The following is a 21,553-nucleotide window of genomic DNA, read 5'->3' on the forward strand; positions in this document are numbered from 1 at the left end:
CGCATGGGCTGAACCTCGACCCTTCTATTTCCGCGGCGCCATCCCGCCAAAGGTCACGAGGCTTTCGGCCCCATCCTTGCCCACCGCCGCGACGCCGATGAAATGATCGTCCACGACCACATCCTTCAGCAGCGTCTCGGTCGCCCCGGTCACGACGCGGCTGTCGGTCCAGTCCTGCGCGTCGCCCCGCCGCCAATAGACCTTATATCCCGCCGCCCCCGGCACGCCGTCCCACAGGACGCGCGTATCCATGGAAAGCGCCCCGTCCAGCGACACGCTCGCAGGCGCGGCCGGCGCATCGGCCAGCTCGCGCAAGGCCGCGACGTTCAGCGCCGTCACCTTCGCCAGATAGGGAAAATCCATCCCCTCGACCGTGTCGCCATAGACGCGGCCATTCTCGGTCCGCAGGTCCTGATGCTGCCGGTCATAATTTTCGATCCCCACCGAAAAGCGCACCGCCGGGAATCCCAGCTCCAGGAAGGGCGAATGATCCCCGCCGCGCCCGAACCTGTCGAAACGCCGCACCGCGAACACGTCGAGGCCGATCTGCGGATTGGCTTCCGCGATACCGTCCACCTTCTTGGCCAGCGCGCGCGACGGCCCGTCATCCTCGCCGCCGCTCGCCCGCCGCGTCCGCGCCGCCTTCTCGTCCTCGGCAAAGCGGATGCCTTCCGAAAACACCCGCACCCGGTCGGCGACTTGTCTGCCATTCTGGCCCATCGTGTTGCCGACGATGTCGTTGTTCAGCATCGCCCGCACCTGCCAGCCGCGCGCTTTCGCCGTGCTGGCAAGCAGCTTGCCGCCCCACAGCCCCTGCTCCTCGCCCGACAGCAGGGCATAGACGATCGTCCCATCGAACTTTTCCCCCGCCAGCACCCGCGCCGCCTCGATCACCAGCGCCGTGCCCGACGCATTGTCGTTCGCGCCCGGCGCATCGCTGGTCGCGTTCATGACGTCGCTCACCCGGCTGTCGATATGCCCGGCGACGATCACCACCTGATTGGGATCGCCTGTTCCCTTCTGGATCGCCAGCACGTCCACCACCTCGACGCCGTCGGGCGCGCGCGGCCCGGTGAAGCGGTCCGCCACCGTCTCGACCGTCAGGCACCCACCGCACGTCCTGCCGATCTTCTCGAACTCCGCCGCGCCCCAGCGCCGCGCCGCGCCGATCCCGCGCCTGGCGTCGGTCGCAGACGACAGCGTATGCCGCGTCCCGAAACCCACCAGCTTTTCCACCGTCGCCTTCAACCGCGCCGGATCGGGCGCGCCCTTTCCGGCGCCCCCCTGCGCGAAAGCGGGGCCGCACAGGGCGGAGGCACAAGCGGCGGCGATCAGGATCAGCTTTTTCATGAGCCAAACTCATATCGCCTGTTGCACGCCTGTAAAGCCACCGGCCGCCTTTCCTCCCCGCTCCGAATAAAGAACAATATGGATCAAATATTTACCCCTTGACGACTTGCCCCGCCAAAGAGCAGGTCATGCACCTCGGCTCGGGGGAGCTGAGTCACTTTGGGGGGGATACCAATGAAGTCTGTTTCCAGCGCCATTCTCGGCGCGATCGCCTTTGCCTGCGCGCCGTCCATCCATGCCCAGGTCACGACCGCGCCCGCCGCGCCGGTCGCCACCATCATCGCCACGCCTGGCGGCAATATCCTGCGCGCGGGCAGCCAGCTGTCGCTCAGGACCGCCGAGCCGCTGACGACCGAGGGCAAGAAGCTGCGCATCGGCCAGCGCGTCCAGCTCGAAGTCGCCGAAGCCGTCATGCTGAACGGCCAGACCGTCATCCCGCTCGGCAGCCCGGTGGTGGGCGAGATCACCGACGTCCGCAACAAGGGCATGTGGGGCAAGTCCGGCCGCATCAACGGCCGCGTCCTCTATGTCCGCGCCAATGGCACCCAGATCCGCCTGACCGGCAGCTTCGATGACAAGGGCGTCACCGGCACCGCCGGCGTCGTCGCCGCCATCGCCTTCGTGCCGGTCGCGGGCTTCTTCACCACTGGCACCAGCGCGAAAATCCCGCTCGGCGCGCCGGTCTCGGCGTTCCTCGACGAAGATATCAGCGTCGCCTTCGCCCCCTCGGCCGCGCCCGCCACCCCGGTCGCCGCGGTTCCCGCCGCAACGCCCGCAGCCGCTCCGGCTCCGGCGCCCGCCCCGACCAAGACCTCGCTGGTCGACCCGTCGCTGGAAATCAAGGCGACCAACTGATCGCCCGGCCGGCGCGGCACCCCGCGCCGGCCAAGGATGGATGGCGAAATGGCGGTTTTGAGCCAATGCCTGCAAAGGTCGTTGAAAGGCAGTGACTCGCCATCTCCTGAGACCCCAGCCTTCGCTGGGGTGACGGAAGAGACGACAGGCGACTGGCCGCCTATCAATCATGATATTGCAGAAGCAGCCAATCCAACGTCATGCCAGCGAAGGCTGGCATCTCAGGCGAAGGCGCGCAACAGTCGCACATGGCGCGCGGCGGTTACACCTGCCTCATGACTAACAAGGCTAGAGGCGCTCTGCCTGTCGGCGTCACGGCGAACCTTGGCGAACGCATCGAACGACATTGAAATGGGACGGGTTCTTCCTGCTGCAAAATATGGCATGACCCGTTCCGCCAGCAATGCGCCCACCCCAACTCACCCCATCACCGGCCGCGCCGCCATGATCTTCAGCGTCAGCGCCATTTCGTCCGCCGCCGCCCCTTCGATCGTCAAATCCCCCACCGGCCCGGCCGCCAGTCGCTGCAATATCCTGTTTTCCAACGTCATTCCGGCCCAATGCTGCACCTGCACAATGTGTTCCGGGGCAAAAATGGTTAAGGCGTCGCCCGTCGCGCACCCGGACCGGATCGTCGCCGCCGATCCGCCGCGGCGCCCCTATGCTCCCGCCGTCGCCCGCCTTCGCCGTATCTCCTCCAGCGCCCGCCGCACTCGCGCCACCGCGTCCGGGCTGTCGGGCCGATCCCCCCCTGCGTCGTTGGCCGCGCGGATCTTCAGCACCCGGTCATGGTGGAAGCTCAGCAGCCGCAGCGCGATCGCCAGATTGCGCCCGCGCTTCACCTTGCGCGCCTTCACCACGCCCTCGCCGTCCAGCGTGATCTCCTCCGTCTCGCTGCCGAACAGCACCTCGCGCATCAGCATCGCCTCGATCTCGGCATAGCCCATGTCGAGCGCCGCGTCCCAGGCGCGGGCGAAGGCGGGGTCGCGACGCCTTCGGTCATAGGCCCCGGCCCGGCACTTGCCGACCGCGCGCGCGGCCTCGCTGGCGTTGCAGGTTTCGGCAAGCACCGCCATGAACCGCCCGACATCCGCCTTGCTCCACCCGTCCCGGCGCGGCCTGCGCTTCTGCGCCCGCACCGCTCCGCCCGCCGCCTGCCGCTGCGCCACCAGCGCATCGCCGGCCTGCTCCCCTCCCTCATCCGCCACCATGCCCGTCCCCCGTCACCCGCGCCGCACGACAAAGGGGCCGGCCCTTCGCAGGACCGGCCCCTTGGCAACCGCCATGGCGGCGACTCACATTTTCCCAATATCCACATCCCTGCCACAGCAGCGTGACGATGTCAAGGAAAATGTTCCATATAGGTTACTTCATGCCGCCATTCTCGCCAGGATCGCCGCTTCCTGCGCCAGCGCCTCGGCAAAGCTCGGGCGCGCCTTCATCCGCTCCAGCCATGCCACGACCCTGGGCCAGCGTTCTGCCGTCAACCCCTTGGAACAATAGCAGACATTGATGAGCGGGCAGGCCGCGGCAATGTCCGCCAAGGTGAAGCGATCCTCCACCAGCCAGCCGCTCTCCGGCAGCACGCTTTCCAGATAGTCGTAGATGGCCGGCATCTTCTCGGCCTCAGCCGCATCCGCCAGCGCGGGATCGTGCGGCAGCTTCATCGCCTTGCCCACTACCCGGTTGAAAAACACCTGCGCGCCCGCCGCCTGGGCGATGGTGTCGCCAAACTCCTCATACCAGATGGTCCGCGCCCGCGCCCTGGGATCGGTCGGGATCAGGTTGGGTTCGGGATGCAGGGCATCCATATAGGTTATGATCGCGGTCGAATCGCTGATCAGGAAATCGCCATCCTCCAGCGCCGGCATCTTGCCGAAGGGCGACGCTTTGGCGAACACCGGATCGCCCCGCCCGAATCCAGCCGGCCGGACCTCGATCGCGATCCCCTTCTCCGCGGCAAAGACGATGACCTTGCGCACGAAGGGCGACGGCCTGGCGCCATGGATGATCATCTCATTCCTCCTCTCTCATGGTCGGATGGCGCCATCATGCCTATCCAGTAGCATATTGCAACCAATATCGCGCGCCAGCCTGGCGGACCGGAGGGGTGGCGAGCGGCATGGCGGCTTTTGAAGAGATTATCGACGATAGCTGACGCTGCACGACGAGAATTCACCCGCAACAAACGCCCCCCACTCTCAGACATTCGCGCATGACAAGTAGCGTCTACATGGCAGGCGGTCCTTTACTACGCCGTCAGTTCACAGAGCCATCGCCCACGTTTCGCTTCCGATGTCCTGGCCGAAATGCCGCTCGACCTTGGTGTCACGCAGCTTGAAGCCAGCGCGAGCGTAAAGCCGACGTGCGGATGTCAGCTGACTGTCGGTCCATAACTCCAGTTGCCTGTAGCCGGCCGTCCGAGCGCGTGCGATGCAGGCCTCCACCAACTGACGGCCCACTCCAACGCCTCGCGCATCCGGCTCGACATAGAGCAGCCGAAGCTTGCCTATCGCTTGTTCTTCCGAGCGCATGAGGAAGATCGACCCCGCCATTTTCCCATCCCATTCGGCCACCCATCCGGCTTCATGATGTGGGTCAAAGGTGCGGTGGAAGTCCGCGAGTATCTGCGCGATCAAGGTCTCGTAACTTCCATCATAACCATATTCGGCGGCGTAGAGGACGGCCTGCCGATGGACGATCAGCCCGAGATCGCCCGTCCGAAGCTCTCTTACGATAAGGTCCGGTGCGGTCTTCGCTTCCAGAACCTCTTTGATTGACGAAACTGCCCGGAGCAACTCTGCGCGGCGAGAGAGGGGTAGCGCATCCAGCAGGGCTGCAACGCTGTCTCGTGCCCCCTGATCCGCCTTATCGAACGCCGCCCTGCCCTTTGCGGTGAGCGACAACAGTTGATTGCGACCATGAGCAGGGTCTTCTCGCGAGATTATCAGCCCTTGCTCGGCAAACCTCTTGAGCGTGCGGCTTATTTGCGAGCGGTCCAGACGCAGGGTTCGTCCGATTTCGGCGGCTGTAGGCTCCTGGCGGTGCGCCAGCTCATACAGTATCCGCCCCTCGCTCAACGTGAACCTACTGTTGGCAAGGTGTGTTTCGAGGAGGCCCAGATGGGTTGTGTAGGTCCGATTAAAGCTTCTAAGCTGGTCTACCTCGTCGTCTTTGCCGCCGCTCATATCTCACTCGCAGTATGTTGATTCCATCAACATATGGCAAGACATTGTTGATTGAGTCAACATATCTCTCTTCGTTGGCTTTCCCCCAGACCAAGTCTTTCACCCTTCGACTTGCCATCTACATGAGGGACCGGTTTCAAGATGCGGCTCTGAATGTTCCACTGACCAGTTTCGGTCGAAAACACCCACTATCATGCCTTTGGCCGACCTCACAGGAACCGGCCGATCACGCCCATCACCCGCGCCACCGTCTGTGCCTTCTCGCCCACCGGCGCGACATAGTCGATCACGTCCCGGGCGGCCGCCTCGCCCGCCCCGCGCGCGATCGCCCAGGCGGCCAGATAATGGGCCGCCATGCACCCGCCCGCCGTTGCGACATTGCCCGCCGCGTGGAAGGGCGCGTCGATCACCCGCGCGCCCGTCTCCTCCACCCAGGGCTTGCTCGTCAGGTCGGTGCAGACCGGCACGGCGTCCAGCAGCCCCAGCTTAGCCAGCAGCAGCGCGCCCGAACATTGCGCCCCGATGATCTGGCGTGCCGGGTCCAGCCGGATGCGCGCCATCAGCGCCGCGTCGTCCGCGACCGCGCGCGTCCGCACCCCGCTGCCGACCAGGACGATGTCCGCTTCTTCCGTGAATTCCATGGGCTGCTGGACGTGGACGGCGACGCCATTCATCGACGTCACCAACACCCCCGGCCCGCATATCTCGGCCCGCCAACCCTTCACCCGGTTGAGCAGGGCCAGCGCCACGAAGCTGTCCAGTTCGTTGAAGCCGTCGAAGCTCAGTATCGCAATCCGCATCGTCATCCCTTCTGCACGATCGCGGACCCCCGTCATCTCCCGCCCGTCGCCCCACGCATGACGCTGGAGGCAGGCCGGCCCGACCGGTCACGCGACAATCGGGGCACCCTGCCGCAAGCAACGCCCAGCCGCGCGATCCGCTCGCGCCATGCTGGACTTCTTCTACCGCCCCGCCCCGGCCTCCACCGTCCGGCGCGTATAGTCGATCCTGATCCGCACCCAGCTGCCCACCATGACCTTGCCGTTGACGCGCGGCGGCAGCACCAGGAACTGCCAGGCGGCCAGGCGCACCGCCTTGGCGAAGCCCGACCCGATCGGTGCTTCGCCCAGAGCCTGGCAATTCTCGACATGATAATGGTCGACCGTCTTGCAGGCGACCAGGCCATAGCCCTCCGCCGGCGCATTGGCGGGCATGTAGGTCGACAGCTCAGCATGGGTCGGCCGCCGATACCATTCCGCCTCGAACAGCTGCACGCCCCCCGGCCCCTCGCCCGGTCCCTGCACCGCCGCGCTGTCGCCCTTGCCCTGCCCGATCCCCTGCGCCGCCTTGGGCAGGGCACCGATGTCGGCCGCCGCCATCTGCTCGCGATTGAGCGTCAGGAAGGGGAAGGGCGAGGGCGGCTGCTCCGCAGGCTTTTCCACCGGGATGGGCGGCCGCACCATGGGATCGGCCTGTTGTTGCGGGCTGGCCTTGTCCTGCTCGCGCTTCTCCGCCTTATCGGCCCTGGCCTGCTCCTGGTCCGCCTTCGGCCCCGCCTCGACATCGAAGGTCACGGGCAGCCGCTGGTCCTCCCTGGGCGGATCGAAGGTCGGCGACAGGGTAAACAGCGCCAGCAACAGCAGCAGGTTCAGCACCAGCGCGAACGCGACGCCACCGGCGCGCTGCCGCACCTTGGCCCAGGAAATGGAAGAAATGATCAAATGCGCCGGCCAAACAGGACTGAAGACAAGGGGTCTTGCCCAGACGGCACCGGACAGTCAACGCCGTGGATCGGTCGCCGGCGTCAAATCAACAGACATCCTCTTCCCGCACCAGCGGTCGGCTTTCGCGGGTCCCCCGCATCCGGCTCGCCTTGTCGTCCGGGTCGCTCGTCAGCACGACATGATCCTCATGCACTTCCAGCAGCACGCCCGCGAAGGGAAAGCCCGCCAGGCTCCCCGTCACCCGGTAACTGACCGAATCGCCGACCTTGAACGTCGCTGGATCGGTATTGAAAGCGAACGGACAACTGCCCTCGCCCATATCCTGCATGGCCTCTCTCCTTCGGCGCGATCCTATCGCGCGCGCCGCCGCGATCAAGCGCCCTCGCCCGCCATCGCATCGCCGATGCGATCGCCGCGCCGCGTCTGCCACGATCCGTCGCCCGAAACGCACCGACGGGCAAAAGCGCTGGCGGCGGCCCGTCATCTCGGCTAGGCCCGGCGCCGATGCTTACCAGGCTCTATCAATGGACGCTGGCCAAGGCCGCCCATCGCCACGCCGAACGCTGGCTCTTCGCCATTTCCTTCATGGAATCGAGCTTCTTCCCGATCCCGCCGCACCCGCTGCTGGGCCTCATGTGCCTGGCCCGGCCGGAACGCGCGCTGCGCTTCGGCCTCATCTGCACCCTCGCCTCGGTGCTGGGCGGCATGTTCGGCTACGCGATCGGCTATTTCCTCTATGAAACGGTCGGCCAGCAAATCCTGGCCGCGCTGGGCCTCGCCGCCAAATTCCCGGTCGCCGCCTGCTATCTGCGCGATTACGGGGCGGAAATCATCCTCATCAAGGGTGCGACGCCCATCCCGTTCAAGCTCATCACCATCACGGCGGGCTTCATCGGGCTGCCGCTCTTCACCTTCCTCTGGGCCAGCATCGTCAGCCGCGCCTTCCAGTTCATGCTGGTCGGCTTCCTGTTCTGGAAATTCGGCCGCCCGATCAAGGCGTTCATCGAGAAATATCTGGCCCTCCTGTCCGCCGGCTTCCTGGTGCTGGTGGTCGGCGGCTTCATCGCCGCCTCGATGCTGTCGGGCGGCGGGGAAAAGAGCGACAGGTGCTCGGGCGCCACCATGGCCACGATTCGCTAAAAGGCTGACATGAAGAACGCTTTCGCCCGCCACCCCAAGGTCGCGGCGCTGCTGGCGGGCTTCCTGTCCGCCACCGGCTTCGCCCCGCTCAAGCTCTGGCCCGTCACCCTCGCCTGCCTCGCGCTGCTCATCCTGGCTGTCGAACGCGCCCCGGACCGGCGCACCGCCTTCACCCGCGGCTGGCTGTTCGGCGTCGGTCATTTCACCCTCGGGCTCAACTGGATCGCCCACGCCTTCACCTTCCAGGCAACCATGCCGCACTGGTTCGGCTATGGCGCGGTGCTCCTCCTCTCCCTCTACCTCGCCGTCTATCCCGGCCTTGCGACCCTGGGCGCATGGTGGCTGAACCGGGCCATCGGCGGCAAGCCGCTGTCCTTCCCCCTCCTCCTCGCCGCCACATGGATCGCGACCGAATATCTGCGCGCGACCCTGTTCACCGGCTTCGCCTGGAACCCGCTCGGCGTCATCTGGATGCCGACCGGCGCCGCGATCGCCGCGACCGTCATCGGCACCTATGGCCTGGGCGCGCTCGCCATCCTCGCCGCGGGCGCGCTCCTCCTCGCCACCCGCCGCCAGTATCGCCCCGCCGCCGCGATCCTCGCCCCGCTCCTGCTGCTCGCGCTCTGGAGCCACCTCGCCACCGCGCCGGCAACGCCCGAAGGCGCGCCCCGCATCCGCGTGGTCCAGCCCAATATCGGCCAGGACGAAAAATATTCGGTCGAGGCCGAATATCGCAACTTCCGCAAGCTCTCGACCCTCTCGGGCGAGACCCGCCCGGCCCCGCGCCTCATCTTCTGGCCCGAAGCCGCCATCCCCGCCTATCTCGACCTCGAACCCGACTGGCGCGCCCGCCTCGCCGGCCTGCTCGGCCCCGGCGACCTGCTGCTGACGGGTGGGGACAAGGTCTATTTCAAGCCGGTCGAGCAGGACGGGATGCTGGTCAACAAGCTCGCCGGCGCCAACAACAGCGTCTGGATCGTCACCCCCCGCGCCACGCTGGCGGGTCGCTACGACAAGGCGCATCTGGTGCCCTATGGCGAATATCTGCCGATGCGGACCCTGCTCGAACCGATCGGCCTGTCGCGCCTCGTCCCCGGCGACGCCGATTTCTGGCCCGGCCCCGGCCCGCAAAGCCTGACCCTCCCCGCCAGCCTCGGCCGCCCGCCACTGAAGATGGGCGTCCAGATCTGCTACGAGATCATCTTCTCCGGCCATGTGATCGACGCCGGGAATCGCCCGGACTTCGTCTTCAACCCCTCGAACGACGCCTGGTTCGGCAGCTGGGGTCCAGTCCAGCATCTCGCCCAGGCCCGCCTGCGCGCGCTGGAGGAAGGCGTGCCCATCATCCGCGCCACGCCCACCGGCGTCTCGGCCATCATCGACGCGCGCGGCCAGGTCGTCCGCGCCCTCGGCCTCAACCGCGCCGGCTATCTCGACGGCGGCCTGCCCCCGGCCCTACCCCCAACGGTCTTCGCCATTGTCGGTAACTGGGCGGCCCTCGCCCTCATCATTTTGCTCCTCGGGCTGGCCATTGCCTTGCGTCGCGGCAAAAGCTAATAGGCACATAAACATTTCTTTATATCGCAATTCGCCCAAGCATCTTACGGGAGTCCCATGCGCAGCACTTATCTCTTCACTTCGGAATCCGTCTCCGAAGGCCATCCCGACAAGGTTGCGGACCAGATTTCCGACGCCATCGTCGATCTGTTCCTCTCCAAGGACCCCGAAGCCCGCATCGCCTGCGAAACGCTGACCACGACTCAGCTCGTCGTGCTGGCCGGCGAAATCCGCTGCAAGGGCGTTTTCGAGAATGACGAATGGGCGCCGGGCGCTCAGGAAGAAATTGAAAAGACCGTGCGCGAAACGGTGAAGCGCATCGGCTATGAGCAGGAAGGCTTCCACTGGGAAAGCTTCCGCTTCGAGAACAATCTGCACGGCCAGTCCGCGCATATCGCGCAGGGCGTCGATGCCAGCGGCAACAAGGATGAAGGCGCGGGCGACCAGGGCATCATGTTCGGCTATGCCGCCAACGACACGCCCGACCTGATGCCCGCGACCCTCTATTACAGCCACAAGATCCTGGAAACCATGGCGGCCGACCGCCATTCGAAGGCCGCGCCCTTCCTGGAGCCGGACGCCAAGAGCCAGGTGACGCTTCGCTACGAAGGCAGCACGCCGGTCGCCTGCACCGCCGTCGTCGTCTCCACCCAACATGCCAAGGGCTATGACCAGGGTGAGAAGGAAGCCGAGTTGAAGGCCTATGTGAAGTCCGTCGTGGCGAAGGTGATCCCGGCCGAACTGCTCTCGGACGAGACCGTCTATCACATCAACCCGACCGGCAGCTTCGAGATTGGCGGCCCCGACGGCGACGCCGGCCTCACCGGCCGCAAGATCATCGTCGATACCTATGGCGGCGCCTCGCCTCATGGCGGCGGCGCGTTCAGCGGCAAGGACCCGACCAAGGTCGACCGCTCGGCCGCCTACATCACCCGCTACCTCGCCAAGAATGTGGTCGCCGCCGGCCTTGCCCAGCGCTGCACCATCCAGATCGCCTATGCGATCGGCGTGGCCGAGCCGCTGTCGCTCTATGTCGACACGCATGGTTCGGGCACCGTCGGGGACGACAAGATCGAGGAAGCGATCAAGAGCATCAAGGAACTGGGCGGCCTGACCCCGCGCGGCATCCGCACGCATCTTGGCCTCAACAAGCCGATCTATCAACCGACCGCCGCCTATGGCCATTTCGGCCGCAAGCCCGAAGGCGACTTCTTCCCCTGGGAGAAGACCGACCTGGTCGAAAAGCTGAAGGCAGCCCTGTAATCATCCCCGTCATCCCCGCCCAGGCGGGGATTTATCCCCCGCACGCCCCTGCCGGGGCAAGGTCGGGGATTGGCGTCCCGCCGCCGCGGGAATGATGACAAGGAACAAGAAAAGGCGCGGGATAACCCCCGCGCCCTTTTCACGTCAGCGCAACACCAGCGCCAGCAGATCGGCCGAAGACACGCCCGCCGATCGCAGGAAGCCCTGATAATAGTCGCATCCCTCGCGGGCGAGCAGATCGAGCTGCTGTTCCGTCTCCACCCCCTCGGCGATCACCTTCAGCCCCAGCGACTTGGCCATGTGGATCACCCCGCGCACGATGATCCGGTCGCGCGCGGTGCCGGCGATATCCTGCGCCAGCCCGCTGTCGATCTTCAGATAGTCGAGCGGCAGGCTCTTGAGATAGGCGAGGCTCGAGTAGCCCGTCCCGAAATCGTCGATCGCCACCGCTAGCCCTTCGCTGCGCAGCGCATGGAGCAATGCGGCCGCCGCGTCCACATCCTGGATCAGCCCGCTCTCGGTGATCTCCACCGTCAGCCGCGCGCGCGGAAAGCCGCTGCGATCCACCAGTTCCAGCAGGTCGGCCATGAAGCGCGGCTGGGCGATGTCGGCGGCGGTGACGTTGATCGACAGACGCAGGTCCGCCAGCGCCCGCGGCCATGCCGCCGCCTGCCGCAATGCCTCGCCCAATATATGCGCCGACAGCGGCAGCATGTAATCGGACCGCTCCGCGGTCGCGAACAATATGCCCGCGCCCAGCGGCCCATAATGGGGGTGGTTCCACCGGGCCAGCGCCTCGACCCCGCTGATCCGGTCGGACGAAACCGGATATTGCGGCTGGAACACGATGCCGATCTCGCCCCGGTCCAGCGCCAGCCGCAGGTCGGTTTCCAGCCGGTCGGGATCGACCTGCCGGCTTTGCTTCTCCGCCGACAATATGCGGATGCCTTCGCCCCCGCCCTGCCGCGCATCGGCCAGGGCCATGCCCGCGCGGCGCAGCAGCAGGGTCGCGTCATCCTCGGCCCGCGCCTGCGCGATGCCGCAGCGCGCGGTCAGCCGGATCAAATGGTCGCCCGCGCTGAACGGCCGCCCGATCGCCCCGATCAGCTGCCGCGCCAGGAAGGTCGCCCGCTCGCTCGCCGCCGCCTCGCCGGTCAGCCCGACCAGAAATTCGGTCCCCGCGATTCGCGCCGCCATCGCGCCGGGCGCCACATCCTCCACCATTCGCTCGATCCGCCGCGCGATTCGCCCCAGCAGCGCGTCGCCCACCACCTGGCCATAGGCGGCGTTCATCCGCTCGAACTGGCTGATCGACAGCAGCAGCACCGTGGTCGGCAGCCCGACGCGCCGGTCCAGCCACCCCAGCGCCGCCTGCCGCGATCGCAGCCCGGTCAGATAGTCGCGCTGCTCGCCGTCCCGCTCATGCCGGTCGGACAGCCATTCGACATCAGCCGCAATCTGCCCGTCCTCGACCCGCAGATGATGGACCAGCCTGTCGCCCGGCCGGTCGGGCAGGCCATGCGCCAGCGGCGCCAGCCGCCCGGCCCGTGCCATCGCCTTCATCGCAGTCAGCACCCCGCGTCGCTCCGCGCGCGACAATCGGCGCAGCAGCGCGGCCGGCGCGATAGCCGCTGCATCCAGCGCCAGTTGCTGCGCCAGCGCCTCGCTCAGGCGCAGCATCCCGTCGCTTCCCAATTGCCAATAGAGCGCGTCGCCGCGCCGGATGCGCTGCGCCCGCTGGCTCGGCCGCGCACCGCCGCCCAGCCGCTCGACCAGCCGCTGCGCCGACGCCAGCACGCCGCGCAGCCGCTCCCGCGTAAAGGGCGCGGTCAGGAAATGCGTCGCTCCCGCCGCCAGCAGCGCGGGCACCCGCGCCTCCTCCGCTCCGTCGATCAGCACGACCAGCGCGCCGCCGCCCGCCTCGGCGGCCGGGACCAGCGGTTCCAGCAACCTGTCCATGTCGCCGCCGGCGCGCAGGTCGACCAGCGCCACCTGCGCCTCGCTGCGCAGGAAGCGTTGCGGCGCATCGCCCGGCCGGCGCGCGCCGATCGCCCGCCAGCCGATCGCCTGCGCCGCCTGGCACAGCCCGTCGCGATCTCCCGGCGACAGGATGAAGAGGCTTGGCTGCCCGTCCCGTGCGGCGTCCCCGCTCACCTCATCTGTCTCCCTGCCCCGCGCATCGCACCGTCTTTACCGACAAGGAGTTACCGACCTGTTGGCATCACCGCAACGGGGGCGCTTGCACCGGCCCGGACCATCGCCTAGCTATGCAGCCATGGCCATTGCCGCCCCTTCGTCCCCGGCCCTGCCCTTGGTCGACGGTCTGGGCCGCCGGATCAGCTATTTGCGGATTTCGGTGACGGATCGCTGCGACCTGCGCTGTCGCTATTGCATGGCGGAGCGGATGCAGTTCCTGCCGAAGAATCAGGTGCTGACGCTGGAGGAGATCGCGCTGCTCGCCGATCTTTTCGTCGCGCGGGGGATTGCGAAGATCCGCCTGACCGGCGGCGAACCGCTGGTGCGCCGCGACATCGGCGATCTCGTCCGCCGCATCGGCCGCCATCTGGGACAGGGTCTGGACGAACTCACCCTCACCACCAACGGCACGCGCCTCGCCGCCCATGCCGACGACCTGTTCGACGCCGGGGTGCGCCGGATCAATGTCAGCCTCGACAGCCGCGACCCCGATCGCTTCGCCCATGTGACGCGCGGCGGGCGGATCGACGATGTGTTCGCCGGGCTGGACGCGGCGCGCGCCGCGGGCCTTGCGGTCAAGATCAACATGGTGGCGCTGAAGGGCGTCAATGACGACGAAATCCTCCCCATGCTGCGCTGGTGCGACAGCCAGGGCTTTGACCTGACGCTGATCGAAACCATGCCGCTTGGCGAAACCGGCGAGGATCGCACCGACCATTATCTGCCGCTGACGCAGGTGGCCGACGCGATCGGCGCGCATCATCCCCTCACCCCCATCGCCCACCGCACCGGCGGCCCGGCCCGTTATCATGCGGTGGAAGGGATGGGCATCCGCCTCGGCCTCATCACCCCGCTCACCCGCAATTTCTGCGCGGACTGCAACCGCATCCGCATGACCTGCGAGGGCAAGATCTTCATGTGCCTGGGCCATGAAGACCATGTCGATTTCAAGGCCGCCCTGCGCGAAGGCGGCCCGGATGCGGTTCAGCCGCTCATCGACCGCGCCCTGCGCCTGAAGCCCGCAGCCCACGACTTCCGTATCGGCGCGGGCGAGCAGGCCGCCACCCATCGCCATATGAGCGTCACCGGCGGATGAGTGGCGACGCGCGGCGCGCGCTGGTCGCGTCCCCCACCCAGGCGGCCCGCGCGGCCGAAGAGCGGTTGCGCGCCGCCTATGACTTCGTACCGGTCGATCAGGCGGACATGATCGTCGCGCTGGGCGGCGATGGCTTCATGCTCCACACGCTCCATGCGATGCTGGAAAGCCGCCGCATCCTTCCCGTCTTCGGCATGAACCTCGGCACGGTCGGCTTCCTGATGAACGAATGGCGGCTGGAACGGCTCGACCAGCGGCTGGAAAAGGCCAAGAGCTTCAAGGTCAATCCGCTGCGCATGACCGTCGACACCGTCGATGGCGAGCAATTCTCCATCCCCGCCATCAACGAAGTCTCGCTGCTGCGCGAAACCCGCCAGACCGCCAAGCTGGAGGTGCAGGTCAACGGCCGTGCGGTGCTGCCCGAACTGGTGTGCGACGGCGTGCTGGTCGCCACCCCGGCCGGTTCCACCGCCTATAATCTGTCCGCCCATGGCCCGATCCTGCCGCTGGGGTCGGGGTTGGTAGCGCTGACGCCCATCAGCCCCTTCCGCCCCCGCCGCTGGCGGGGCGCGATCCTGCCCGAATCCACCGCCATCCGCTTTTCCGTGCTCGACCCGGTCAAGCGCCCGGTCAGCGCCGTCGCCGACCAGCGCGAAGTGCGCGACGTCGCCCAGGTGGAAGTCCGCATCGACCGCACCACGCCCCTGACCCTGCTGTTCGACCCCGAACATACGCTCGACGACCGGATCGCCGCCGAACAGTTCATCGCCTAGCGTGCGGTCGCGTTTTCGCACCCCAGGCCCGTTTGCCGGCTCTGCCGGAAACGCTTTGGATTTTTTATGACATTGCGGCTTGCCATCCCCGGAAAGCCGCTGCTATAGGCGCGGCCTGCCCAGCGGAAGCCGGGTCGCTCCCCGATAGCTCAGCGGTAGAGCATTCGACTGTTAATCGAATGGCCGTAGGTTCGAATCCTACTCGGGGAGCCACATTTGCCTCAGCCCCGGCGCTGACGCCCTTCCCCCACAGCATCGCCCCTTCGCATCCCAGGCCGCGAATCCACCGCGATTCCCCGGTTCGATTTTTTGCGCCCCCGCGCATTCCAGGCCCTTGCCATTTTGCCCGGGCCGATGCATAGGCGCGGCCTGCCCGGCGCGAGCCGGGCCGCTCCCCGATAGCTCAGCGGTAGAGCATTCGACTGTTAATCGAATGGCCGTAGGTTCGAATCCTACTCGGGGAGCCAGTTTTTCCACCATCGTAACAGCCATTTGATCGCGCGCCGTCGCGTGCGCCCACTCCCGTGCATGGACAAGAAAAAGCGCGCGAAGCCCTTCGGCCCCGCGCGCATCAAGTCTGCTTGGGAGGGGGAGGTAAAGTCAGCGCGACGCGTATTGCCGCCCGCGCGCCGCGACGGCCCAGCGCTGCGGCGTCGCGCCCGGCGCCGTTTCACGCACGAAGCACTGGCCCCGCTGCGACCGGATCATGCGGCACGCCGTCATCGCGTCGGTGCGGCTGGCAAAGCCGCTGACCGCCAGCCGGTGATAGAGCTTGCCGTTGACCGTCGCCTGGCTGGTCAGGACCGGGAAGGCGGCGAGCGACGCGCTGCGCCCCGCCATCCCCATCCATTTTTCCTTGGCGATGGCCGCGCTGTCATAGGCGCCCAGCTGGACGACCCAGTTGCTGGCATGGCCCGCGGGCTTGAGGAAGGCTGCCTTCTGCATCCGCGCCACCGGCGCCGACGCGACCGCGCGCTGGGCCAGGCGCGGCTTGCGGCCATGCTCCTCGACGATGAAGGCGCGACGGGCGAGCTGGACCGGCGGCGCGACGGACGCAGCGTCCGCGACCTGCACCGGCGCATCCTGGACCGGCGCGGCTTCGACCATGGCAACCGGCTCCGCCGCGACCTCTGCGACCGGCGCCGCCGCCGTCTCGATCGGCGCGGCTGCGGGCGCGGCAAGCGCCAGCATGGCCGGCTGCCCCTGGTCGGCGCCGTCGATCGTCACGCCCATCAGCGCGGCGACGCGCTGCGGCGCCAGTGACGGCTCGGCGATCTGCGCCCAGTCCGAAATCCGCTTGTTGGCATCCAGCGGGTCGAGGTCCATGCCGACCAGCAGTCGCGCATCCTTCCACCGCCCGGCCAGCGCATAGGCATAGGCCAGATTCTGTCGGGTCCGGGCGCTCGCCGACGGATCATGAATCGCTTCGGACAGGATGCGGACGCCCAGCGGCGCGTCACCCGCCATCGCCATCGCCAGGCCATAATCGGACGCGGGCACCGTGTCCGCATTGGCGGCCAGCAGGCTGCGCGCGGCGTCGGGCCGGCCCTGCGCCACCTGCACCAGCGCAAGGCTGACGATGGTGCGCGCGTCTGTGCTGCCCAGCGCCAGCGCGTCGGACAGCGCCGTCTCGGCCGATCCGAAACGACCGGCCAGCACATAGGCGCGGCCGAGCAACTGTCGATATTCGGCATTTTGCGGGGCGATCCGGACCGCGGCCTCTGCCGCCTCCACCGCCCTGCGCGCATCGCGGTCGGCCAGCGCCTTGCCGGCGGTCGCGGCCAGCTTGGCCGGATCGCCCTTGGCAGGCGCGATGGAGGTCGAGGGACGGAACGCCGCACCGGTGCATCCCACCATCGTCGTGGCGACCATCAGCGAAGCCAGCGCCGCCTTTCCGAAAGCCTTGCGGTTCATATGCCTGTCCACCCTTTCTTCACGCGCCGCCGCGCATATGCGGCAGCTGCTGGGTCAGCCGGTCGACGTCCGGCAGGTTGCTGAGAAAATTGTCGAGCGCTTCGGTCACCATCTGCTGCGCCGACCGGCCCGTGACCGCGCTCGCCAGCCGCAGCCGGAGATGGCGATCCGCGTCCAGCCGCAGCGTGAAGGCGGCCTTGCGGCTGCGTGCCGGCGCGGCGGTTGTGACGGGCTGCGCCCGCTCCTGCGTCGCGCCGATCCGTTCGGCCAGTTCCTCGCGCGCCGCCACCACGGCGGGGACGGGCGCACTGACGGCTACGCTGTTGCCCATCGGCGTCAAGCCGATCGCCACCGGCGGCTGTTCGACCGGCTCCGGCGTCGGCTCGACGTCGAAGCCCATGTCGTTCCAGCCCAGATCATCCTGTTGAATCGCGACCGCCGCGCCCCGGCCGAAGCCGAGCATGGGGCGGCGCATGGCCGGCTGGGCCGCGCCCTTGCGGGCGAGCAGGCCGGAGGTGAGCGATGCGAGCGGCTTGGGTTCGGCCATGACGATGCTCTCCTTACTGGCCGATCACGCGGCGGCCGAAGCCACCACCGGCGGGACGGGCGGCGACGGTGCCGACGCTGCCATGCGGCACGGAAAAGACCGTGCGACGGAAATTCTTTTCCAGCCGGTCGGACACATAGGTCCACAGCGCCTCCACCTCGGCGGCGGAGCGGCCCTTGGGATCGACCTCCATCACGGTGCGGCCGTCGATCATCGACGCGGCGAAATCGGTGCGATGGTGCAGCGTCACCGGCGCGACCGTGCCATGCTGCGACAGGGCGACGGCGGCCTCGGAAGTGATGCGCGCCTTGGGCGTGGCGGCGTTGACGACGAAGATCAGCGGCTTGCCGGCACGTTCGCACAGGTCGACCGTGGCGCCGACGGCGCGCAGGTCATGCGGGCTGGGCCTGGTCGGCACGACAATCAGTTCGGCGACCGAAATGACGCTCTGGATCGCCATGGTGATGGCGGGTGGCGTATCGATGACCGCCAGCTTGAAGCCTTGCTGGCGCAATATCTCCAGGTCGGCGGCCAGCCGCGCGACGGTGGTCTGGGCGAAGGCGGGATATTCCGCCTCGCGCTCGTTCCACCAGTCGGCCAGCGATCCCTGCGGATCGATGTCGATCAGCACCACCGGACCGGCGCCGGCGCGCTGCGCCTGCACGGCCAGATGCCCCGACAGGGTGGTCTTGCCCGACCCGCCCTTCTGCGATGCCAATGCCAATATCCGCACGCTCAACCCCCGTGGAAAATCCAGTTCCGCCGGGGATTGCCATGGCTGCGCCTAAAATTCGGTTAACCGGCCTGCATGCCATCGCATCGCAGGGACCGGGAAAGGACTGCCACCGGCCCGCGCTTGTGCTAATCGGACCTTAACCTTGTTCCGTCATGACGACCGCAACGGATTGCCGCAGGAGCGTGGAAGATGAAGCATATCTGGGGGATGATGGCCGCCGGCGCATGGCTGGCCCTGTCCGCACCGGTGCTGGCCGATGTGAAGACGGGCGTCGATGCCTGGCAGCAGGGCGACTATGCCAAGGCGATCCGCGAATGGCGGCCGCTGGCACAAGCCGGCGACCCCGATGCGCAATTCAACATGGGCCAGGCCTACAAGCTGGGCCGGGGCGTCCAGGCCGATCTTTCTACCGCAATCGACTGGTACCGAAAGGCGACCGCTCAGGGCCATTTGCGGGCCGAGGATAATCTGGGCCTGCTGATGTTCCAGCAAGGCGATCGCGCCGGCGCCATGTCCTACCTTCAGCGCGCGTCGATGCGGGGCGAGCCGCGCGCCCAATATATCGTCGGGACCGCCCTGTTCAACGGCGACCTGGTCGGCAAGGACTGGGTGCGCGCCTATGCGCTGATGAGCCGGGCGGCCGCTTCGGGCCTTGCCCAGGCGTCGACCAGCCTCACCCAGATGGACAAATATATTCCCGAGGATCAGCGCCGGCAGGGCCTGGCCATGGCGGCCAATATGGACCAGGGCAAGGGCGCGACCTTTGCCGCGGCCGACCAGGCGCCTGTTCGCGCCGCCCCCGCATCGGTGCCGACGGCGCAGCTGCCGGCCTCCACGCCGCCGGCGGCCAGGGCCGCAGCACCAGCGCCGAAGCCCGCCACCCCCAGGCCGCAGGTCGCCGCCGCGACCCCGCCCAGGCCCGCCCTGCCCCGGCCGTCCGCATCGGGCGGCTGGCGGGTCCAGCTCGGCGCGTTCGGCGCGGAAGCCAATGCCCGCGCCCTGTGGAGCCGCCTGACCGCCAAGGTGAGCGGCCTGTCCGCCTATCAGCCCTTCCTGGTGAAGGCCGGCGCCGTCACCCGCCTCCAGGCCGGGCCGATCGCCAGCAGTGCCGACGCCAGCCGCCTCTGCATCCGCATCAAGGCCGCCGGCGCAGACTGTATGCCCAAGAAGAGCTGAAGGTCGAACGGTCGTGGTCACCTGACCACGCCCGCCTGCTCCACCATCCAGTCGCGAAACTGCGCCACTGCCGGACTGGTCAGCGCATCGGGCGGATAGACGAGATAATAGGCCTGCTCGGTCGACATGGGCCGGGCGAAGGGGATGACCAATGTCCCGGCGTACAGCTCCGGCCGAATGAGGAAGCTGGGGATCAGCGCCACCCCCGCGCCCGCCGCCGACGCCTGCGCCAGCATCAGGAAATGTTCGAAGGCCGGCCCCGGCGCCAGCCCCGACGTGTCGACGCCCGCCGCCGCCAGCCAGCGCGCCCAGGCGTCGCGTCGCGATGTCTGGCTGAGCAAGGGCACATGCAACAGGTCGGCCGGCGTGCGCAGCGGATGGGCCGCCAGCCAATCAGGCGCGCAGACCGGCACCGCTTCCTCACGAAACAGGAAGTCCATCGAGACACCCGGCCAGTCCGCGGCGACACCGAAATGGACAGCCGCATCAAATTCTTCATGGCCAAAGTCGAAGGGTTGCGAGCGGGCGGCGAAGTCGATCACCAGGTCGGGATGGCGCGCGGTCAGCAGAGGCAGGCGCGGCGCGAGCCAGCGCATCCCGAAACTGGGCAAAGTCGCGACCCGGAGCGCGGTTTGCGACGGCCGGGCCGACGCCCTGGCCGTAGCGCGGCGGATGCTGTCGAGCGCGGGCAGCAATTCGTCCGCATAGGTCCGCCCCGCCTCGTTCAGGCGCACCCGCCGCCCGATCCGGTCGAACAGGGGTGTCTGGAGCATGTCCTCCAGCTGCGCGATCTGGCGGCTGACCGCGCTCTGGGTCAGGCCGATCTCCTCGCCTGCGCGGGAAAAGCCGCCATGGCGCACCGCCGCCTCGAAAGCGGTCAGCGTGTTCATCGGCGGCAGCCATTTGCGGGAAACGCTCATTCCAAACTCGCATCAATAGATGACAGGTCGCCATTTTGAATATGCTGACTATCCTGCGATAAGAGCGGTGTCATCCCGGAGCATGTAAATGTCGAATGAGAATACGGGCAGCATGGAGACACTGGTCGTCGCGACGCTGGGCGCCACCGCGGGCCGGCGGACCATGGCCATGCTGGCGATCGACCCCCTGCTGCTGGCCGAGCGCGGTGAGACGGTATCCCGCGCCGCCTTCGCCATGGCCCTGACCGTCGCGCTGTTCCACGACCTGCTGGGCCGGGTGCCGAGCGGCGCGGCCTATGTCGCCGACACGGTGGCACGCGGCGGCACGATCCTGTTCGACCATGGCGCGCTGCGCTCTATCCGCTTTGCCGAAGGCGCGACCGGCGCATTGCCCGGCGGCGAGGACGCCTTCACCCGCATCTTCCTGCCGCTGGGTTATGAGATGGCGGCCATCTATCCGCTCGACCGGCTGAAGATGACCGGCCGGGCCTATCGCCATATCGACTTGCCCGAGGCGATCCCCCAATTCTTCCTGTCCGAACTGCATGTCGACCGCTTCGACGCGGAGTTCGGCGCAGCGGCCCATCGCATATTCGACAGCAGCCGCGACCCGCTGGACGATCGCGCCAGGGCCGTCCTCGCCCGCTATGCCGCCCGCGAAGCTGTCCAGATCGGTGACGCGATCGCCGCCCTGCCGGTGATCCTGTCCGCCTTCGACCGGCAGCATGAGCCGCCCGCCTTCGACGATTACCAGCTACTCCTCTCCCGATCCAACGAAGCGGCCTGGATCGCGACCGAAGGCAATGGCTTCAACCATGCGACCGACCGGGTGCCGGACGTCGCCACCCTTGCCGACCGGTTGAAGGCCGAGGACCGGCCGATGAAGGAGCGCCTGGAAATTTCCGCCAGCGGCCGGGTGCGCCAGACCGCCTTCCGCGCCGACAGCGTCGAACGCCTCTTCGCCGATGGCGAACTGCGCCGGGTGCCAGGCTCCTTCTACGAATTCATCAGCCGCGACGTCGATCCCGAAACGGGCCGGCTCGACCTCGCCTTCGACACCGGCAACGCAACCGGCATCTTCGCCATGACCAGTGCGCTGTCGGGCGCTTCACGGTGAC

The 21,553-nt window shown here is 67.6% G+C and carries 21 protein-coding genes and 2 tRNA genes; 10 read left to right on the forward strand and 13 right to left on the reverse strand.

The genetic code is table 11. From position 1 onward, the window contains the following. Nucleotides 1-24: 24 nt before the first annotated feature. A complete protein-coding gene (locus K3M67_RS09645; protein WP_285831367.1) occupies nt 25-1,350 on the reverse strand; it encodes a M28 family peptidase in 1,326 nt (441 codons plus the stop codon). 174 nt (nt 1,351-1,524) lie between these two features. On the opposite strand from K3M67_RS09645, the gene K3M67_RS09650 reads away from it, so the two are divergent. Next, nucleotides 1,525-2,205, forward strand: coding sequence for a hypothetical protein (locus tag K3M67_RS09650; protein WP_285831368.1), 681 nt, complete (start codon nt 1,525-1,527; stop codon nt 2,203-2,205). A gap of 419 nt (nt 2,206-2,624) precedes the next feature. On the opposite strand, the gene K3M67_RS09655 is transcribed toward K3M67_RS09650, so the two are convergent. The 7 genes from K3M67_RS09655 to K3M67_RS09685 form a co-directional block, all read right to left on the reverse strand. Beyond that, a complete protein-coding gene (locus K3M67_RS09655; RefSeq protein ID WP_285831369.1) occupies nt 2,625-2,756 on the reverse strand; it encodes a hypothetical protein in 132 nt (43 codons plus the stop codon). Nucleotides 2,757-2,864: 108 nt separating this feature from the next. Next, nucleotides 2,865-3,416, reverse strand: coding sequence for a hypothetical protein (locus K3M67_RS09660; protein ID WP_285831370.1), 552 nt, complete (start codon nt 3,414-3,416; stop codon nt 2,865-2,867). Nucleotides 3,417-3,575: 159 nt separating this feature from the next. After that, on the reverse strand, nt 3,576-4,220 hold the full coding sequence (locus K3M67_RS09665) for a glutathione S-transferase family protein (RefSeq protein WP_066862608.1): 645 nt from the start codon (nt 4,218-4,220) through the stop codon (nt 3,576-3,578). Between the two features lie 249 nt (nt 4,221-4,469). Beyond that, complete coding sequence (locus tag K3M67_RS09670) at nt 4,470-5,393, reverse strand: bifunctional helix-turn-helix transcriptional regulator/GNAT family N-acetyltransferase (RefSeq protein ID WP_285831371.1); 924 nt, start codon at nt 5,391-5,393, stop codon at nt 4,470-4,472. Between the two features lie 209 nt (nt 5,394-5,602). After that, a complete protein-coding gene (locus K3M67_RS09675) occupies nt 5,603-6,193 on the reverse strand; it encodes a DJ-1/PfpI family protein (protein WP_066862940.1) in 591 nt (196 codons plus the stop codon). Nucleotides 6,194-6,355: 162 nt separating this feature from the next. Next, complete coding sequence (locus tag K3M67_RS09680; protein WP_066862602.1) at nt 6,356-7,114, reverse strand: hypothetical protein; 759 nt, start codon at nt 7,112-7,114, stop codon at nt 6,356-6,358. Nucleotides 7,115-7,202: 88 nt separating this feature from the next. Then, nucleotides 7,203-7,445, reverse strand: a complete 243-nt coding sequence (locus tag K3M67_RS09685; RefSeq protein ID WP_066862599.1) for a hypothetical protein — start codon at nt 7,443-7,445, stop codon at nt 7,203-7,205. Nucleotides 7,446-7,621: 176 nt separating this feature from the next. Here K3M67_RS09685 and K3M67_RS09690 point away from each other — a divergent pair, with 176 nt between their 5' ends. The 3 genes from K3M67_RS09690 to metK are packed head-to-tail and all read left to right on the forward strand — an operon-like array spanning nt 7,622 to nt 11,077. Next, entirely contained in the window at nt 7,622-8,257 is a 636-nt protein-coding gene (locus K3M67_RS09690; RefSeq protein ID WP_285831372.1) for a YqaA family protein, read from the forward strand. A 9-nt stretch (nt 8,258-8,266) separates the two neighbouring features. Beyond that, entirely contained in the window at nt 8,267-9,814 is a 1,548-nt protein-coding gene (gene lnt, locus K3M67_RS09695; RefSeq protein WP_285831373.1) for an apolipoprotein N-acyltransferase, read from the forward strand. A 57-nt stretch (nt 9,815-9,871) separates the two neighbouring features. Then, nucleotides 9,872-11,077, forward strand: a complete 1,206-nt coding sequence (gene metK, locus K3M67_RS09700; protein WP_066862591.1) for a methionine adenosyltransferase — start codon at nt 9,872-9,874, stop codon at nt 11,075-11,077. A gap of 144 nt (nt 11,078-11,221) precedes the next feature. Here the strand turns inward: metK and K3M67_RS09705 are convergent, their stop codons facing one another. Then, nucleotides 11,222-13,231: a putative bifunctional diguanylate cyclase/phosphodiesterase gene (locus K3M67_RS09705; RefSeq protein ID WP_285831374.1), complete on the reverse strand. Its 2,010-nt coding sequence runs from the start codon at nt 13,229-13,231 to the stop codon at nt 11,222-11,224. 121 nt (nt 13,232-13,352) lie between these two features. On the opposite strand from K3M67_RS09705, the gene moaA reads away from it, so the two are divergent. The 4 genes from moaA (at nt 13,353) to K3M67_RS09725 (ending at nt 15,609) form a co-directional block, all read left to right on the forward strand. Next, a complete protein-coding gene (moaA, locus tag K3M67_RS09710) occupies nt 13,353-14,369 on the forward strand; it encodes a GTP 3',8-cyclase MoaA (RefSeq protein ID WP_285831375.1) in 1,017 nt (338 codons plus the stop codon). Further along, nucleotides 14,366-15,142 carry an NAD kinase gene (locus K3M67_RS09715; protein WP_066862582.1) on the forward strand — a complete coding sequence of 259 codons (777 nt, stop codon included), beginning with the start codon at nt 14,366-14,368 and terminating at the stop codon, nt 15,140-15,142. The genes moaA and K3M67_RS09715 overlap by 4 nt, the downstream gene beginning before the upstream one ends. Nucleotides 15,143-15,280: 138 nt before the next feature. After that, nucleotides 15,281-15,355 (forward strand) — tRNA-Asn (locus K3M67_RS09720). A 179-nt stretch (nt 15,356-15,534) separates the two neighbouring features. After that, nucleotides 15,535-15,609 (forward strand) — tRNA-Asn (locus tag K3M67_RS09725). Nucleotides 15,610-15,742: 133 nt separating this feature from the next. Here the strand turns inward: K3M67_RS09725 and K3M67_RS09730 are convergent. Genes K3M67_RS09730 through K3M67_RS09740 form a run of 3 tightly spaced genes read right to left on the reverse strand, consistent with a single transcriptional unit; the run spans nt 15,743 to nt 18,336 of the window. Then, complete coding sequence (locus tag K3M67_RS09730; protein WP_285831376.1) at nt 15,743-17,056, reverse strand: SPOR domain-containing protein; 1,314 nt, start codon at nt 17,054-17,056, stop codon at nt 15,743-15,745. 19 nt (nt 17,057-17,075) lie between these two features. Beyond that, nucleotides 17,076-17,603 (reverse strand): hypothetical protein, encoded by a 528-nt coding sequence (locus K3M67_RS09735; protein WP_066862117.1) that lies wholly within the window; start codon nt 17,601-17,603, stop codon nt 17,076-17,078. 13 nt (nt 17,604-17,616) lie between these two features. Then, nucleotides 17,617-18,336: an AAA family ATPase gene (locus tag K3M67_RS09740; RefSeq protein ID WP_066862896.1), complete on the reverse strand. Its 720-nt coding sequence runs from the start codon at nt 18,334-18,336 to the stop codon at nt 17,617-17,619. 192 nt (nt 18,337-18,528) lie between these two features. Here K3M67_RS09740 and K3M67_RS09745 point away from each other — a divergent pair, with 192 nt between their 5' ends. After that, nucleotides 18,529-19,515, forward strand: coding sequence for an SPOR domain-containing protein (locus tag K3M67_RS09745; RefSeq protein WP_285831377.1), 987 nt, complete (start codon nt 18,529-18,531; stop codon nt 19,513-19,515). 17 nt (nt 19,516-19,532) lie between these two features. Here the strand turns inward: K3M67_RS09745 and gcvA are convergent, their stop codons facing one another. Next, nucleotides 19,533-20,435, reverse strand: a complete 903-nt coding sequence (gene gcvA, locus K3M67_RS09750; RefSeq protein WP_285831378.1) for a transcriptional regulator GcvA — start codon at nt 20,433-20,435, stop codon at nt 19,533-19,535. Nucleotides 20,436-20,523: 88 nt separating this feature from the next. Here gcvA and K3M67_RS09755 point away from each other — a divergent pair, with 88 nt between their 5' ends. After that, nucleotides 20,524-21,552, forward strand: coding sequence for a 2-oxoadipate dioxygenase/decarboxylase family protein (locus K3M67_RS09755; RefSeq protein WP_285831379.1), 1,029 nt, complete (start codon nt 20,524-20,526; stop codon nt 21,550-21,552). Nucleotide 21,553 lies beyond the last annotated feature (1 nt).

The sequence above is a fragment of the Sphingobium sp. V4 genome (assembly GCF_029590555.1).
Classification (GTDB): domain Bacteria; phylum Pseudomonadota; class Alphaproteobacteria; order Sphingomonadales; family Sphingomonadaceae; genus Sphingobium.